The organism is Pigmentiphaga sp. MLSB6-MA01 (assembly GCF_058793475.1).
Genome location: NZ_JBXAFV010000021.1, coordinates 83,322 through 95,642 on the forward strand (window position 1 = coordinate 83,322; position 12,321 = coordinate 95,642).

At 69.2% G+C, this 12,321-nt stretch carries 14 protein-coding genes; 5 read left to right on the forward strand and 9 right to left on the reverse strand.

What is annotated here, in order from left to right; genetic code table 11:
* Positions 1-244: 244 nt before the first annotated feature.
* From lipA to AC1Q6E_RS26745, 8 genes are all read right to left on the reverse strand, one after another.
* Positions 245-1,249 carry a lipoyl synthase gene (gene lipA / locus AC1Q6E_RS26710; RefSeq protein WP_152793754.1) on the reverse strand — a complete coding sequence of 335 codons (1,005 nt, stop codon included), beginning with the start codon at positions 1,247-1,249 and terminating at the stop codon, positions 245-247.
* A 60-nt stretch (positions 1,250-1,309) separates the two neighbouring features.
* Positions 1,310-1,993 carry a lipoyl(octanoyl) transferase LipB gene (gene lipB, locus AC1Q6E_RS26715; RefSeq protein ID WP_296558572.1) on the reverse strand — a complete coding sequence of 228 codons (684 nt, stop codon included), beginning with the start codon at positions 1,991-1,993 and terminating at the stop codon, positions 1,310-1,312.
* 36 nt (positions 1,994-2,029) lie between these two features.
* Entirely contained in the window at positions 2,030-2,308 is a 279-nt protein-coding gene (locus AC1Q6E_RS26720; RefSeq protein ID WP_152793755.1) for a YbeD family protein, read from the reverse strand.
* Positions 2,309-2,313: 5 nt separating this feature from the next.
* Positions 2,314-3,177 carry a D-amino acid aminotransferase gene (locus tag AC1Q6E_RS26725; RefSeq protein ID WP_152793756.1) on the reverse strand — a complete coding sequence of 288 codons (864 nt, stop codon included), beginning with the start codon at positions 3,175-3,177 and terminating at the stop codon, positions 2,314-2,316.
* 217 nt (positions 3,178-3,394) lie between these two features.
* Positions 3,395-4,555 carry a D-alanyl-D-alanine carboxypeptidase family protein gene (locus tag AC1Q6E_RS26730; protein ID WP_492573860.1) on the reverse strand — a complete coding sequence of 387 codons (1,161 nt, stop codon included), beginning with the start codon at positions 4,553-4,555 and terminating at the stop codon, positions 3,395-3,397.
* A 270-nt stretch (positions 4,556-4,825) separates the two neighbouring features.
* The gene (locus AC1Q6E_RS26735) at positions 4,826-5,485 is read right to left on the reverse strand and encodes an alpha/beta hydrolase family protein (RefSeq protein WP_152793758.1); all 660 of its coding nucleotides are present in this window, start codon (positions 5,483-5,485) and stop codon (positions 4,826-4,828) included.
* Between the two features lie 7 nt (positions 5,486-5,492).
* Complete coding sequence (locus AC1Q6E_RS26740; protein ID WP_087836781.1) at positions 5,493-5,810, reverse strand: (2Fe-2S) ferredoxin domain-containing protein; 318 nt, start codon at positions 5,808-5,810, stop codon at positions 5,493-5,495.
* Positions 5,811-5,846: 36 nt separating this feature from the next.
* Complete coding sequence (locus AC1Q6E_RS26745) at positions 5,847-7,004, reverse strand: VanZ family protein (protein WP_296558539.1); 1,158 nt, start codon at positions 7,002-7,004, stop codon at positions 5,847-5,849.
* Between the two features lie 132 nt (positions 7,005-7,136).
* Here AC1Q6E_RS26745 and AC1Q6E_RS26750 point away from each other — a divergent pair, with 132 nt between their 5' ends.
* From AC1Q6E_RS26750 to AC1Q6E_RS26760, 3 genes are read left to right on the forward strand one after another with little or no spacing between them, the layout of a single operon-like run.
* Entirely contained in the window at positions 7,137-7,976 is an 840-nt protein-coding gene (locus tag AC1Q6E_RS26750) for a biotin--[acetyl-CoA-carboxylase] ligase (RefSeq protein WP_152793760.1), read from the forward strand.
* Positions 7,973-8,839 (forward strand): type III pantothenate kinase, encoded by an 867-nt coding sequence (locus AC1Q6E_RS26755; RefSeq protein WP_492573861.1) that lies wholly within the window; start codon positions 7,973-7,975, stop codon positions 8,837-8,839. Before AC1Q6E_RS26750 ends, AC1Q6E_RS26755 begins: the two co-directional genes overlap by 4 nt.
* A 20-nt stretch (positions 8,840-8,859) precedes the next feature.
* Positions 8,860-9,681 carry a hypothetical protein gene (locus AC1Q6E_RS26760; protein WP_152793762.1) on the forward strand — a complete coding sequence of 274 codons (822 nt, stop codon included), beginning with the start codon at positions 8,860-8,862 and terminating at the stop codon, positions 9,679-9,681.
* 6 nt (positions 9,682-9,687) lie between these two features.
* On the opposite strand, the gene rfaE2 is transcribed toward AC1Q6E_RS26760, so the two are convergent.
* Positions 9,688-10,167, reverse strand: coding sequence for a D-glycero-beta-D-manno-heptose 1-phosphate adenylyltransferase (rfaE2, locus tag AC1Q6E_RS26765; RefSeq protein ID WP_492573862.1), 480 nt, complete (start codon positions 10,165-10,167; stop codon positions 9,688-9,690).
* 114 nt (positions 10,168-10,281) lie between these two features.
* Here rfaE2 and AC1Q6E_RS26770 point away from each other — a divergent pair, with 114 nt between their 5' ends.
* Together AC1Q6E_RS26770 and AC1Q6E_RS26775 are read left to right on the forward strand one after the other, a co-directional pair.
* Positions 10,282-10,941 carry a response regulator gene (locus tag AC1Q6E_RS26770; protein ID WP_492573863.1) on the forward strand — a complete coding sequence of 220 codons (660 nt, stop codon included), beginning with the start codon at positions 10,282-10,284 and terminating at the stop codon, positions 10,939-10,941.
* On the forward strand, positions 10,938-12,263 hold the full coding sequence (locus AC1Q6E_RS26775) for an ATP-binding protein (protein WP_492573864.1): 1,326 nt from the start codon (positions 10,938-10,940) through the stop codon (positions 12,261-12,263). The genes AC1Q6E_RS26770 and AC1Q6E_RS26775 overlap by 4 nt, the downstream gene beginning before the upstream one ends.
* Positions 12,264-12,321: the final 58 nt, after the last annotated feature.

Sequence of the window (12,321 nt, forward strand, 5' to 3'; positions counted from 1 at the left end):
CGAGCTTGAGCGCCCCCCTGCCTGCACGGCATGGGCGCGAGATTCCGGGAACGAGGGAAAGGCGGAGAGATGGCGGATCCAGGACCCGCTCTCGCCTCTCATTTGTTCTTTTAAAAAGAAAACAATTTCTTTGTAAGAAACATGGTAAAGAGCCGGACCAGGGGTGTCAAGCGCCCGCGCGGGCGATGGGCGAAAAAAAAACGAGGCCCGAAGGCCTCGTTCTCGGCAGCGGAACCGGGACGCGTCAGGCAACGCCCGCCGCATGCGCCTGCTGGTCGGCGTGGTAGGACGAACGCACCATCGCCCCCACGGCGGCATGGGTGAAACCCATGGCGTAGGCCTCGCGCTCGAACATCGCGAAGGTGTCGGGATGCACGTAGCGCAGCACCGGCAGGTGATGCTCGGAAGGTTGCAGGTACTGGCCGATGGTGATCATGTCGACGTTGTGCGCGCGCATGTCGCGCATCACCTGCAGGATCTCCTCGTCGGTCTCGCCCAGGCCCAGCATCAGGCCGGACTTGGTGGGCACGTCCGGATGCAGCGCCTTGAACTCGGCCAGCAGCTTGAGCGAATGTTCGTAGTTGGAGCCCGGGCGCGCCTGCTTGTACAGGCGGGGCACGGTTTCCAGGTTGTGGTTCATCACGTCCGGCGGTCCGGCGTTCAGGATGGCCAGCGCGCGATCCAGGCGGCCGCGGAAATCGGGCACCAGGATCTCGATGCGGGTCGAGGGCGACAGCTCCCGCGTCTTGGCGATGCATTCGACGAAGTGGGCGGCGCCGCCGTCGCGCAGGTCGTCGCGGTCCACCGAGGTGATCACGACGTAGTTGAGCTTCAGGGCGGCGATGGTGCGGGCCAGGTTCAGGGGCTCGTCGGTGTCCAGCGGATCGGGACGGCCGTGGCCCACGTCACAGAACGGGCAGCGGCGGGTGCACTTGTCGCCCATGATCATGAACGTGGCCGTGCCCTTGCCGAAGCACTCGCCGATGTTCGGACACGAGGCTTCCTCGCACACGGTATGCAGGTTGTGCTCGCGCAAGATGCGCTTGATGTCGTAGAAACGCGAACCCGGGGACGCCGCCTTCACGCGGATCCACTCCGGCTTCTTGAGCCGTTCCACCTGCACGACCTTGACGGGAATGCGCGAGACCTTGGATTCGGACTTCTGCTTGCGCAGCGGATCGTAGGCCGGTGCCGCCACGGGCGCGTCGGCATTGCCGCCCAGGGCGGAAGTTTCGGGCACAGAGCTCATCGACTGATTCCTGTTCGGCGTAGCCGGGGTAGAACCGGGGGCCGGGATTGGTAAAGACCCTTATTCTACCGCCGCCGGCGACGGGACGGCCAAAGCCCCTGCCGGCGCCCGGGCCGTCAGGGACCGCTCCAAATGGCGCGCCAGCCGGTTGCCGGCCTCTTCCAGGCCGATATCGCTGCCACAGGAAGCCAGGTCCACCGTCCGCAATCCCGCGTAGCCGCAAGGGTTTATCCAGGTAAACGGCGACAGGTCCATCGCCACGTTCAACGCCACGCCGTGGTAGGTGCAGCCGCGATGGACCTTGATGCCCAGCGCGGAAATCTTGGCCAGTTCCTGCATGGCTTCCGGCGGCCGTGGCCAGTCGACGTAGACGCCGGGCGCATCCGGCTTGCGGCGTGCATCGGGCAGGCCCAGTTCGGCCAGCAGGTCGATCACCGCCTGCTCCACGCGCGCCACGTATTCCTTCACGAAGTACCCCGCCCGCTTCAGGTCCAGCAGCACGTAGGCCACCACCTGCCCCGGGCCGTGATAGGTCACCTGCCCGCCCCGGTCGCTCTTGACCACGGGCACGTCGCGCGGCGCCAGCACGTGCTCGGGCTTGCCGGCCAGCCCCAGCGTGAAGACCGGCGGATGCTCCACCAGCCAGAGCTCGTCCGGCGTCTCGGGACCGCGCGCGGCCGTGAAGGCCTTCATGGCTTCCCAGGTCTGGTGGTAATCGGCGGGAGTCGGCAGCCAGCGGATCAACATGCGGCGTCTTCGGAAAACGGACGGAACGCGCCGCTACAGCACGTACTTGACCATGGGATGCGACGTCAGCTCGCGGTACAGGGCATCGAGCTGCTCGCGCGAGGTGGCACGCACCACGAAGGTCAGGCCGAGGTAATTGCCGCCGGAGCTGGGCCGCCGTTCGACGGACTCGGGGTCGAACCCGGGATCGTGGCGCATGACGACTTCGGTCAGCACCGCGATGAAATCGGGATGGTGGGCCCCCATGACCTTGATCGGGAAGTCCGACGGGTATTCGATCAGCGAATCGGGGTTGTCAGGTAAGTCTGCCATGATGATCAAAGCCTTGCGATTGCCTCGTCGTATCCCTCGCGCAGCCGCGCGTAGACCGGCCCGGGCCGGCCATTGCCGACGGGCTTGCCATCCAGGGACACGATGGGCAGGATTTCCTTGGTGGCCGACGACAACATCAGTTCGTCGGCCGATTCGACCTCGGCCCGGGAAATCGGCCGCATCTCGAACTCGATGCCGCTGTCCGCGGCCATGCGCTCGATGAAGCCGTAGCGGATGCCTTCCAGGATGAGGTTGTTCTTCAGGGGAGCCAGCAGCCGGCCCTGCTTGACGACCCAGACATTGCTGGACGAGCCTTCGGAAAGATAGCCGTCGCGGAACATCACCACCTCGGGCACATCGCGGTCGGCCGCGAACTGCCGCGCCAGCACGTTGCCCAGCAGCGAGGTGGACTTGATCTCGCAATGCAGCCAGCGCTCGTCCGGCATGCCGACCGTCTTCACGCCGTTCTCGCGCGCGTCGGCCGAAGGCCGCGTAAAAGGACTGCTCATGCCGAACACGGTGGGCACGACCTGCGCCGGGAAGGCATGGTCGCGCCTGGCCACGCCCCGGGTCAGTTGCAGGTAGACGATCTGGTCCTGCGCATCCAAGGTCTCGATCAGCTTGCCCACCAGGTCCTGCCACTGCTGGACCGTATGCGGATTCGGAATCCGGATCGCGGCCAGGCTGCGCTCCAGCCTGGCCAGGTGCTGCGCCATCCGGAACGGCTTGCGCCCGTACACCGGCACGACCTCGTAGATCCCGTCGCCGAAGATGAACCCGCGGTCCAGCACGGATATCTTGGCCTGCGACAACGGCGTGAACTCGCCGTTCAGATAAACCCGAGGATCACCCTCGACACCAGGAATCATGCCATCTCCACGAAGAGAGCCCGGACAAACATACCGCACGATGACAATCCTACACCCGCCCTCACCCCGGTGTTACCCAGGATGCGGTGGATCCGGCTTTGCCGGTCCACTCGCATCGCCCCCTTGAGGGGGCGCCCGAAGGGCGTGGGGTGGACTTCCCTTCCTGTCCGCCGGTTTCGCCCCCTGGGGGGCGCGCGTCAGCGCATAGGGGGAAGCTTCAATTGAACCAAAGGCGGACGGCGTCGAACGCCCGGCCGAAGATACCGGCCACGTCCACGGGTTCGAGCACGGTCAGCGGCACTTCGCGCACGGGCTTGTCGTTCAGGGTGAGCTTGACCGTCCCCACCTGCTGGCCAGCCTGCAGCGGCGCGACCAGCGGGTCGGTGCGCTCGATGGTGGACTTGACGTTGCCGGCCTGGCCGCGCGGCACGGTCACCCAGATCGCCGACGGCGAACCGAGCTTGGCCTTGCCCACGCTGCCCTTCCAGACCTTGGGTTCCACCACCGCCTGCCTGGCGTCGTAGACCTTGACGGTATCGAAGTTCTGGTAGCCCCAGTTCAGCAGCTTCAGGCTTTCCTGCGCACGGGCGTTCTCACTCGCCGCGCCCACCAGTACCGTCAGCATGCGGCGGTCGCCGCGCATTGCCGAGGCGATCAGGCAATAACCCGCCGCATCGGTATGGCCGGTCTTCATGCCGTCCACCGATGGATCGACCCACAACAGCCGGTTGCGGTTGGGCTGGGTGATCTTGTTGTAGGTGAACTGGCGTTCCTTGTAGTAGCCGTAATAGTCGGGATGATCCTGGATCAACCGCTTGGCCAGCAGGGCCAGGTCGCGCACGGTGGTCACGTGCTGCGGATCGGGCAGGCCCGTGGAGTTGGTGAAGTGCGTTTCTTTCAGGCCCAGGCGCGCGGCCTCCTGGTTCATCAGCGCGACGAATGCATCCTCGCTGCCGGCCACGGCTTCCGCCAACGCCACGGTGGCGTCGTTGCCGGACTGCGTGATCATGCCGCGTATCAGTTCCTCGACCGTGACGGGCTTGCGCGGCTCTATGAACATGCGCGAGCCGCCCGTGCGCCACGCCTTCTGCGACACGTTGACCGTCTGGGCCAGCGCCAGGCGTTTTTCCTTGAGCGCATTGAACACCAGATAGGCCGTCATGACCTTGGTGAGCGAGGCCGGCTCGATGCGTTCGCCCGAGCGCTCCTCGGCCAGGATCTGGTCACTGGTGACGTCGATGGTCACCCACGCGCGCGCCGCGATCGCGGGCGCCGGCACGGATGCCAGCATGCCGACGGTCTGCACCGCGGGAGCGGCCGGCGCCGCGGCGGAAGAAGTGGCGGGAGGAGCCGCGGCGGCCAGGGCGGAAGCAGGCATGGCCGCCGGGAACGCGAGCAAGCAGGCGGAAGCCGCGGAGGCCAGTGCGAACCGACGTCCCGGACCAAACGAGAAAAAGCGCAGTTTCATGTGGGAGGATGGTCGTGCAAGAGAGGCGTGCCGCCGGGCATGGCCGGTCGGGACCGCCAGGCGCGCGCCCCGCGATGCGGGGTGGAAAACATGATTATAGGCATCCGGGCCGCCGGCCCGGCGCCACGGCGCCGGGTGCCTGATGCAACCGAATGCTACCGCGGGCTCGAGCCGCGGCGGTCACGCCAGGACCCGGGCCAGATAGGCCAGCACCAGCCGCTTCACGACCACGAGGTTGCCATGGAAGAAGTGGCCCGAACCGGGAATGACCGTCACGGGCAAGCTTTGCGGCCGCGCCCAGTCCATGACGGATTGCAGCGGCACGGTGTCATCCTGTTCGCCGTGGACGACCAGGGTGTCTTCCGGCACGCTGGCGACGGAGAAACGGCTGGCCGCGGTCCCCAGCAGCACCAGGCCCGCGATGTCCAGTCCGCGCTCGCTCTGCGGTCCGCAGCCTGCGTGGACCTGGCTCGCCACGGCGCTGCCGAACGAGAACCCGCCCAAGACGAAGCGGCCGCCGGCCAGCGCCGGGTACCGGTGGCGGAACTGGTCCACCACGCCCAGCATGTCGGCGGCTTCGCCCTGGCCGTTGTCGAACTCCCCGGCCGACGCGCCCACGCCCCGGAAATTGGGCCGCAGCGCCGCCAGTCCCTGCTGGACGCAGGCGCGCGCGATCGTGGTGACCACCTTGTTGTCGCGCGTGCCGCCGAACAGCGGATGCGGATGCAGCACCAGGGCCCATCCGCGCGCGGCGTCGAGGCCGCCGTCGGGAATGTCGAGCGCGCAATCGACGTCGCCCGCGCCGCCCGCCAGGACCAGATATTCCGTGGTGATAGCCATGCGGACCTCAGATCCTCAGGCGTTCGACCGGCTCGCCCCGCACCAGGTGCGAGTCGATGATCTCGTCGATATCGCTCTGGTCCACGTAGGTGTACCAGACGCCCTCGGGATAGACCACCAGCACGGGGCCTTCCTCGCAGCGGTCCAGACAGCCCGCCTTGTTGATGCGGATCTCACCCTTGCCGGCCAGCCCCAATTGCTTGATGCGCTTCTTGGCGTAGTCCTGCATGGCCTGCGCGCCCTGGCGCGCGCAACTGGGCCGGGGAGCATCGGCGCCGCGCTCGTTCAGGCAGAAAAATACGTGGTGTTTGTAGTAGGACTCCATACCCGCTCGCAAAGGAAACATGGACAGCCGGGGCGATCAGGCTGAACGCCGCCGGGCCAGGAAAAAGAGGGCCGCCAGCGGCCAGATCACGGACAGGCCGAGCGTGAGCGATTCCAGGTGCAGCCAGCCCGTACGGGCCATCGCGGTCGTCATGTCGAAATACTGGTCGGACGGAAACAGGTTGACGATGGCCAGTTGCACGCACAGCGCCGTGATGCCCAGGCCGCGCTGCCACGCCGGCCCCAGGTAGGCCATGCCGGTCGCCAGCAGCAGCCCGGCCGCCATCCCCGCCGCGGATCCGGCGGTGATCCACGCGCCGGTCGCCTGCCCCGGGATGGCCAGGGGCTGCAAAGCCGCCTTCGCCAGCACGGCGCAGGCGACCAGCACGACGGGAAGGATACCGCGCGCCGGCACCGGACGCGCCATGTGCAGCGGCAGCATGGCGGCCCCCACCACGGCGGCGGCGGTGCAGATCTGTTCGGCCACGATGCGCTGCGCGGGCTCGGGCGACCACAGGAAACCGACCACGTCGGCAGGAAGCGCCGCCCAGTCCCCCAGCAGCCACAATTCGCCGGTGCCGAACAGCATGGGCTGGCGCGGGATCTGCATGAACACCCAGAGCATGGCCAGGATCAGCGCGGGACCGGCCTGGGGCAGGAACCACCGCTGGCGCCAGCGCGCCAGCGCGCCGTGGCCGATCAGCCAGAATGCCGTGGCCGTGCCGATCAGCGCGCCCAGCAGGGCGCCGGCGGCATTGGCCGCCAGATCCACGTTCGAGGCGATGCGATTGGGCAGATAGGTCTGCAACGCCTCCAGCGCGCCGGACAACAGCCCGCAGCACGCCACGGCCAGCGCCACGGCCAGCAATCCGCGGCAAGCCGGATACACGGCCCAGACGAACAGCGCGCCCACGGGCAGATAGGCGGCGACGTTGGCGATGATCTCGGAGCCGACCCAGTATTGCGGCCACGGCGCGCGCAGGTAGGCGAACGCGGGCACGCCGACGTTCGCCCAGCCCGAGAACGGATACAGGCTGGCATAGACGACCAGCAGGACGACGATGCACAGCGCGAGCCGCGCCAGCGGCGCGCCATGCGGGCCCGGCGGCACCGGGCCGGTGGACGGCGGGCCTTCCTGTCGCTGCGCGACGTCCTCCCCGGGGGAGGGAGCACGTCTTTCTGACGGCGTGCTCATGGGCGGCGGGAGCAAAACGTAAACGACATGACCTAAGTTTATGCGTTTTGCGGGCCCCGGCATGCGAAATCCGCCGGCTCTGCCTACAATCCCGAGTTTCCGCGTTCCGTGCGCGGCCCTCGCCCGATATCCATGGTTGCACCACACCCTGCCTTCTCCGACGCCCCGCTTGCCCCGCCGGCGGAACTCGCCGCCGGCCTACGGCGCCTGCTGCCGGGCTGGCACGTGACGTGGCTGGACGCCACCGCCTCCACCAACGCCGACCTGCAGCAATACCTGCGCCGCGGCGGCGCCGGACCGGCGCTGCTGGGCAGCCACGAGCAGACCGCGGGGCGGGGACGGGCGGGACGGCCCTGGCGCACCCGCGCGGGCGACGCCCTGCTTTTTTCCTGCGGCTGGCAGGCGGACATCCCGCCCGCCCGCCTGCCGCCGCTGTCGCTGGTGGCCGGGCTGGCCGCGTGCGAAGCCCTGAGCGGCCTGCTGGGCAGCGGCGCGGACGGCGCGCTGGCCCTGAAGTGGCCCAACGACGTGCAATGGAACACTGGCAAGCTGGCGGGCATCCTGGTCGAAACCGTGGCCGTGCCGGCTTCAGGCCGCATGGGCCTGATCCTCGGCATCGGCATCAATCTTCATGGCGCGGCGGCGTTGTCGCGGGCGTTGGGCCGCGAAGTCGCCGACTGGGCCCGGACCGGCGGCGCCGACGACCCGGCGCGCCTGGCCGCCGCGGTGGCGCGGTCCTGGCACGACGCCATCGCGCACTACGCCGCCGAGGGCTTCGGCCCGTTCCAGACGCGGTTCGCCCGCTGGGACGCCCTGTACGGCCTGCCGGTGCGGGTCATGGACAACGGGCGCATCCTGTTCGAAGGCACGGCCCGGGGGGTCGACGAAAGCGGCAAGCTGCTGGTCCACGCCGCCGACGGCCCGCACGCCGTTACCGTAGGCGACATTTCCGTGCGGACGGCCGAGGCATGAGCGGGGCCGGATCCCCGTCCCCGCGTGCTGAACGCGCGGGCACGCTGCTGATCGACGCGGGCAACACCCGCGTGAAGTTCGGCTGGCGGGACGACAGCGCCCCGCCAGGCCAGGCCGTGCCGCGCACGCCCTTGCAGGTCGCTTTCCGCCACGAGGAAGTGCCCGAGACCCTGCTGCCCTGGCTGGAAGAGGCGGGCCTGCGGCCCCGCGCCGCGATGGGTTCCAACGTGGCCGGCGACGACAGCGAACGCACCATTGCTTTCCTGCTGGCGCGCGGCGGCTGCGCCGTGGACTGGATACGCGCCGGCCGGCGGCTGCTGGGTGTGACCAACGGCTATCGTCATCCCGAACGCCTGGGCGCCGACCGCTGGCTCAGCCTGGTGGGAATCTGGAATCGCTGGCGCCGCCAGGCCCCTCCCGGCGCTCCCGCTCCGGTGCAGGTACTGGCCCATTTCGGCACCGCCACGACCGTGGACACCCTGGACGGCACGGGCCGCTTCGTCGGCGGACTGATCCTGCCCGGACGCGACCTGATGCGCCAGTCGCTGGCGGCCGGCACGGCTGGCTTGCCGCGGTCCAATGGCCAGGTCGCGCCGTTTCCCGACAACACCGGCGATGCGATCATGTCCGGCGTGGCGGCGGCCCAGGCCGGCGCCGTGGCGCGCCAGTGGCTGGCCGCGCGCGAGCGTTTCCGGCAGGAACCGCTGCTGGTGGCCAGCGGCGGCGCCTGGTCCGCCATCGCCGGCGAAGTCGCTCATCTGATGCGCGCCGCCGGCTCGACGCGCCAGGTGCTGGTCGTCGATAATCCCGTCCTCGACGGCCTGGCCTGCCTGGCCGAATCGGGGCCGGCCCCCTCTTCCTGACCCCTACTTCTCGGCTTTCCATGCGCAGCCTGTTCGTCGTCTTGCTTCTGGCCAACGTGGCGCTTTTCGCCCTGGATCGCGGCTGGTTCGGCCAACCCTTGTCGGAACGCGGCCGCGACCCCGCCCGGATGCGCTCGGAACTGCGCGCCGACACGATCCAGGTTCCCAGGCTGCCCGGCATCAACGCCGCCGACGAAACGCCGTCCGCGCCCGCGGCCGACCCGCCGGACGCCGCCCCGGAAGCCACCGGGCTCCCGGCGGGCGCCCTCATTCCCACCTCCGCCTCCGCCGACGCCCTCCCGGAGCAGGACGTTCCCGACGCCGCGCCGGCGCTTGCACCCGCCGCCACTGCGGCCGATCCGTCCCCGCCACGCGCCCCCGCTCCGCTGGCCTGCGTGGAATGGGGCACCTTCAGCGAAGCCGATCTCATCATCGCCAGGAAATGGGCGAACGAACACCTGCCGGCCGCCAGGCAGGGCGCGCGGCGCGAACCGGGCAAACCGGGCTGGATGGTCATCATTCCCCCGCTGCCCAGCGCATCGGCCGCACAGGCCGCCGCCGCCCAGCTCGGCAAGAATGGCGTCAGGGATTACTTCGTCATCCAGGAAGGCAGCCCGCTCCAGCATGCCATTTCACTGGGCGTATTCAGCACCGAGGCCGCCGCGAAAAAACAGGCCGCCGTCCTGCTGGGCCAGGGCGTACGCAACGCCAAGGTCATCTCGCGCTCGACCCAGGGCGGCAAGAGCTGGCTGCGCCTGGACGGCGTCGCCGCGGCCGACCGCCGGGCCATGGAGGGCGCGCGCGGCCTGTTCGACCGCCCCACGGTGCGCGACTGCCGCTGACGGCGCTCAGCGTGTCCGGATGCGCTGCACGAGCTTGGTGGTCGAGCGGTCGTGCTCGAAATCGATGGCCACCGCGTCACCGCCCCAACTGCGCACCAGGGCGGTCTCGGGCAACGTCTCCATGTCGTAGTCGCCGCCCTTGACGATCAGGTCGGGCCGCAATTGGCCGATCAGTTCCAGCGGGGTGTCCTGGTCGAACCACGTCACCGCGTCCACCGAGGCCAGCGACGCCAGCAGCGCGGCACGGTCGTCCTGGCCGTTCAGCGGCCGGTCCGGCCCCTTGCCCAGCCGGCGCGCCGAGGCGTCGGTGTTGATCGCCACGATCAGCATCGCGCCCAGTTGCGCGGCGGCGTCCAGGTACGTGACATGACCGCGGTGCAGGATGTCGAACACCCCGTTGGTGAAGACCAGCGGGCGCGGCCAGCCCGCACGGGCGGCCACGCACTCGGCGGGACTGAATATCTTGGATTCGAAGCGGGCTGGCACGGTCTGGCGGCGCGTAAATGGCGGAACGGCCCATTGTAGAGGGCTTCGGCGCGCGCATGGGCGATACACTGTGCGCGTCCATGGCCGGGAGCTGCCCCGGGACGAGGAAATGCGATGCGACTGCTGCTGGTCGAAGACGATCCGATGATAGGCGAGAGCGTGCTGGACGTCCTGCGCGCCGAACACCATGCCGTCGACTGGGTCAAGAACGCCGGAAGCGCGGACACCGCCTTGCGCACCGAGACCTACGACCTGGTGCTGCTCGACCTGGGACTGCCCGACGGCGACGGATTGTCGGTGCTGCGCGAGCTGCGCGCGCGCAAGGCGCGCACTCCCGTCATCATCGCCACGGCGCGCGACGCCATCGACCAGCGCATCGCCGGCCTGGACGCCGGCGCCGACGACTATGTGGTCAAGCCGTACGACGTGGATGAGATCCTGGCCCGCATCCGCGCGCTGATCCGCCGCAGCGCGGGGCGGGCCGAACCGCTGTACGAGCACGACGGCGTCGTTCTCGACCCCGCCACCCACACCGCCACCGTCGACGGCCAGTCGGTCACGCTCACCGCCAAGGAATGGGCCGTGCTCGAACCCCTGCTGGCGCGGCCCGGCCTCATCCTCTCGCGCGCCCAGCTGGAAGAAAAACTCTACAGCTGGAAGGACGAAATCAGCAGCAACGCGGTCGAGGTCTACATCCATGGCCTGCGCAAGAAACTGGGCGCGCAATTCATCCAGACCGTGCGCGGCGTCGGCTACGTCATCCCCAAATCATGAAACTCGTGCCCGGCCATTCCCTGCGCGCCCGCCTGCTGGCCTTCCTGCTGGCCGCCATCTTCCTGGCCGCGCTGGTACAGGGCGCCATCGCCTATCGCGGCGCGCTGGTCCAGACCGACGAAATCTTCGACCATCTATTGCAGCGCACCGCGGAATCGCTCAGCAGCGGCAGTCCGCTGTTCAGCACCGGACCGGAAGGCGGGCTGCTGGACGACCCGGCCGCGCGCGACCTCATCATCCAGATCTGGACGCCGGACGGCGTGCGCCTGTTCCGCTCCACGCCCAGGCTGGTCCTGCCCGATCGCATCATCCTGGGCTTCTCCACCGTCGAGGCCGACGGCGCCGTCTACCGCATGTATTCGCTGGAGGCGCCGCGGCAGATCATCCAGGTCGCCCAGGACGTACGGGTGCGCACCGGCACGGCGCGGTCGCTCGCGCTGCGCACGATCTGGCCCATCGCGGCCATGGCGCCGCTGCTGATGCTGGTGGTCTGGTGGGTGATCAGCCTGTCCCTGGGGCCGGTGGACCGCACTCGCCGCCAGGTCGCGTCGCGCCAGGCCGACGACTTGTCTCCGGTCAGCGAATCGGATCTGCCCGACGAAGTACGGCCCCTGGTCCATGAACTCAATCTCCTGCTCGGCCGCGTCCGCCAGGCCTTCGACGCGCAGAAGCAATTCGTGGGCGACGCCGCGCACGAATTGCGCTCGCCGCTGGCCGCGCTCAAGCTGCAATTGCAGTCGCTGCGCCGCGCCGGGGACGATGCCACCCGCCAGGTGGCGGTGGCCCGTCTGGCGGCAGGCATAGACCGCGCCACCCGGCTGGTCGAGCAACTGCTGTCCCTGGCCCGCCAGGAAGCACAGGGACCGGCGCTCGCGCCGCTGGACCTGGGCGACGTGGTGCGCACCGCGCTGGCCGACCTCCTGCCCCAGGCCCACGCGCGCGGCGTGGACATCGGCATGGAAGGCGCCGCCAGCGCACGTGTGGCGGGCCAGGACGAGGCCCTGGTCCTGCTGGTGCGCAACCTGCTGGAAAACGCCGTCAAATACGCCCCCGAAGCGGGGCGCGTGGACGTCCGGCTATCGTCCGACGCGCAAGGCGTCACGCTGGACGTGGACGACGATGGCCCCGGCATTCCCCTGGTCGAACGCAGCCGCGTCTTCGACCGCTTCTACCGCGCCCAGGCGGCCGACACCCCCGGCAGCGGCCTGGGCCTGGCCATCGTCAAGGCCATCGCCGATCGTCACCACGCCACGATAGAGCTGCTCGACTCCCCCCTGGGCGGCCTGCGCGCGAGAGTGAGGTTCCCCCCCCCTACGCGCTGACGCGCGCCCCCCAGGGGGCGAAACCGGCGGACCGGCAAAGCCGGATCCGCGGTTTCCT

Bases quoted from the DNA above. Each gene is read 5' to 3' on its own strand.
- AC1Q6E_RS26760 (WP_152793762.1), top strand. From the start codon at position 8,860: ATGCGCAGCCTGTTCGTCGTCTTGCTTCTGGCCAACGTGGCGCTTTTC.
- AC1Q6E_RS26745 (WP_296558539.1), bottom strand. From the start codon at position 7,004: ATGAGCACGCCGTCAGAAAGACGTGCTCCCTCCCCCGGGGAGGACGTC.
- AC1Q6E_RS26730 (WP_492573860.1), bottom strand. From the start codon at position 4,555: ATGCCTGCTTCCGCCCTGGCCGCCGCGGCTCCTCCCGCCACTTCTTCC.
- AC1Q6E_RS26725 (WP_152793756.1), bottom strand. From the start codon at position 3,177: ATGATTCCTGGTGTCGAGGGTGATCCTCGGGTTTATCTGAACGGCGAG.
- AC1Q6E_RS26740 (WP_087836781.1), bottom strand. From the start codon at position 5,810: ATGGAGTCCTACTACAAACACCACGTATTTTTCTGCCTGAACGAGCGC.
- AC1Q6E_RS26770 (WP_492573863.1), top strand. From the start codon at position 10,282: ATGCGACTGCTGCTGGTCGAAGACGATCCGATGATAGGCGAGAGCGTG.
- AC1Q6E_RS26775 (WP_492573864.1), top strand. From the start codon at position 10,938: ATGAAACTCGTGCCCGGCCATTCCCTGCGCGCCCGCCTGCTGGCCTTC.
- AC1Q6E_RS26735 (WP_152793758.1), bottom strand. From the start codon at position 5,485: ATGGCTATCACCACGGAATATCTGGTCCTGGCGGGCGGCGCGGGCGAC.
- AC1Q6E_RS26720 (WP_152793755.1), bottom strand. From the start codon at position 2,308: ATGGCAGACTTACCTGACAACCCCGATTCGCTGATCGAATACCCGTCG.
- lipA (WP_152793754.1), bottom strand. From the start codon at position 1,249: ATGAGCTCTGTGCCCGAAACTTCCGCCCTGGGCGGCAATGCCGACGCG.
- AC1Q6E_RS26750 (WP_152793760.1), top strand. From the start codon at position 7,137: ATGGTTGCACCACACCCTGCCTTCTCCGACGCCCCGCTTGCCCCGCCG.
- AC1Q6E_RS26755 (WP_492573861.1), top strand. From the start codon at position 7,973: ATGAGCGGGGCCGGATCCCCGTCCCCGCGTGCTGAACGCGCGGGCACG.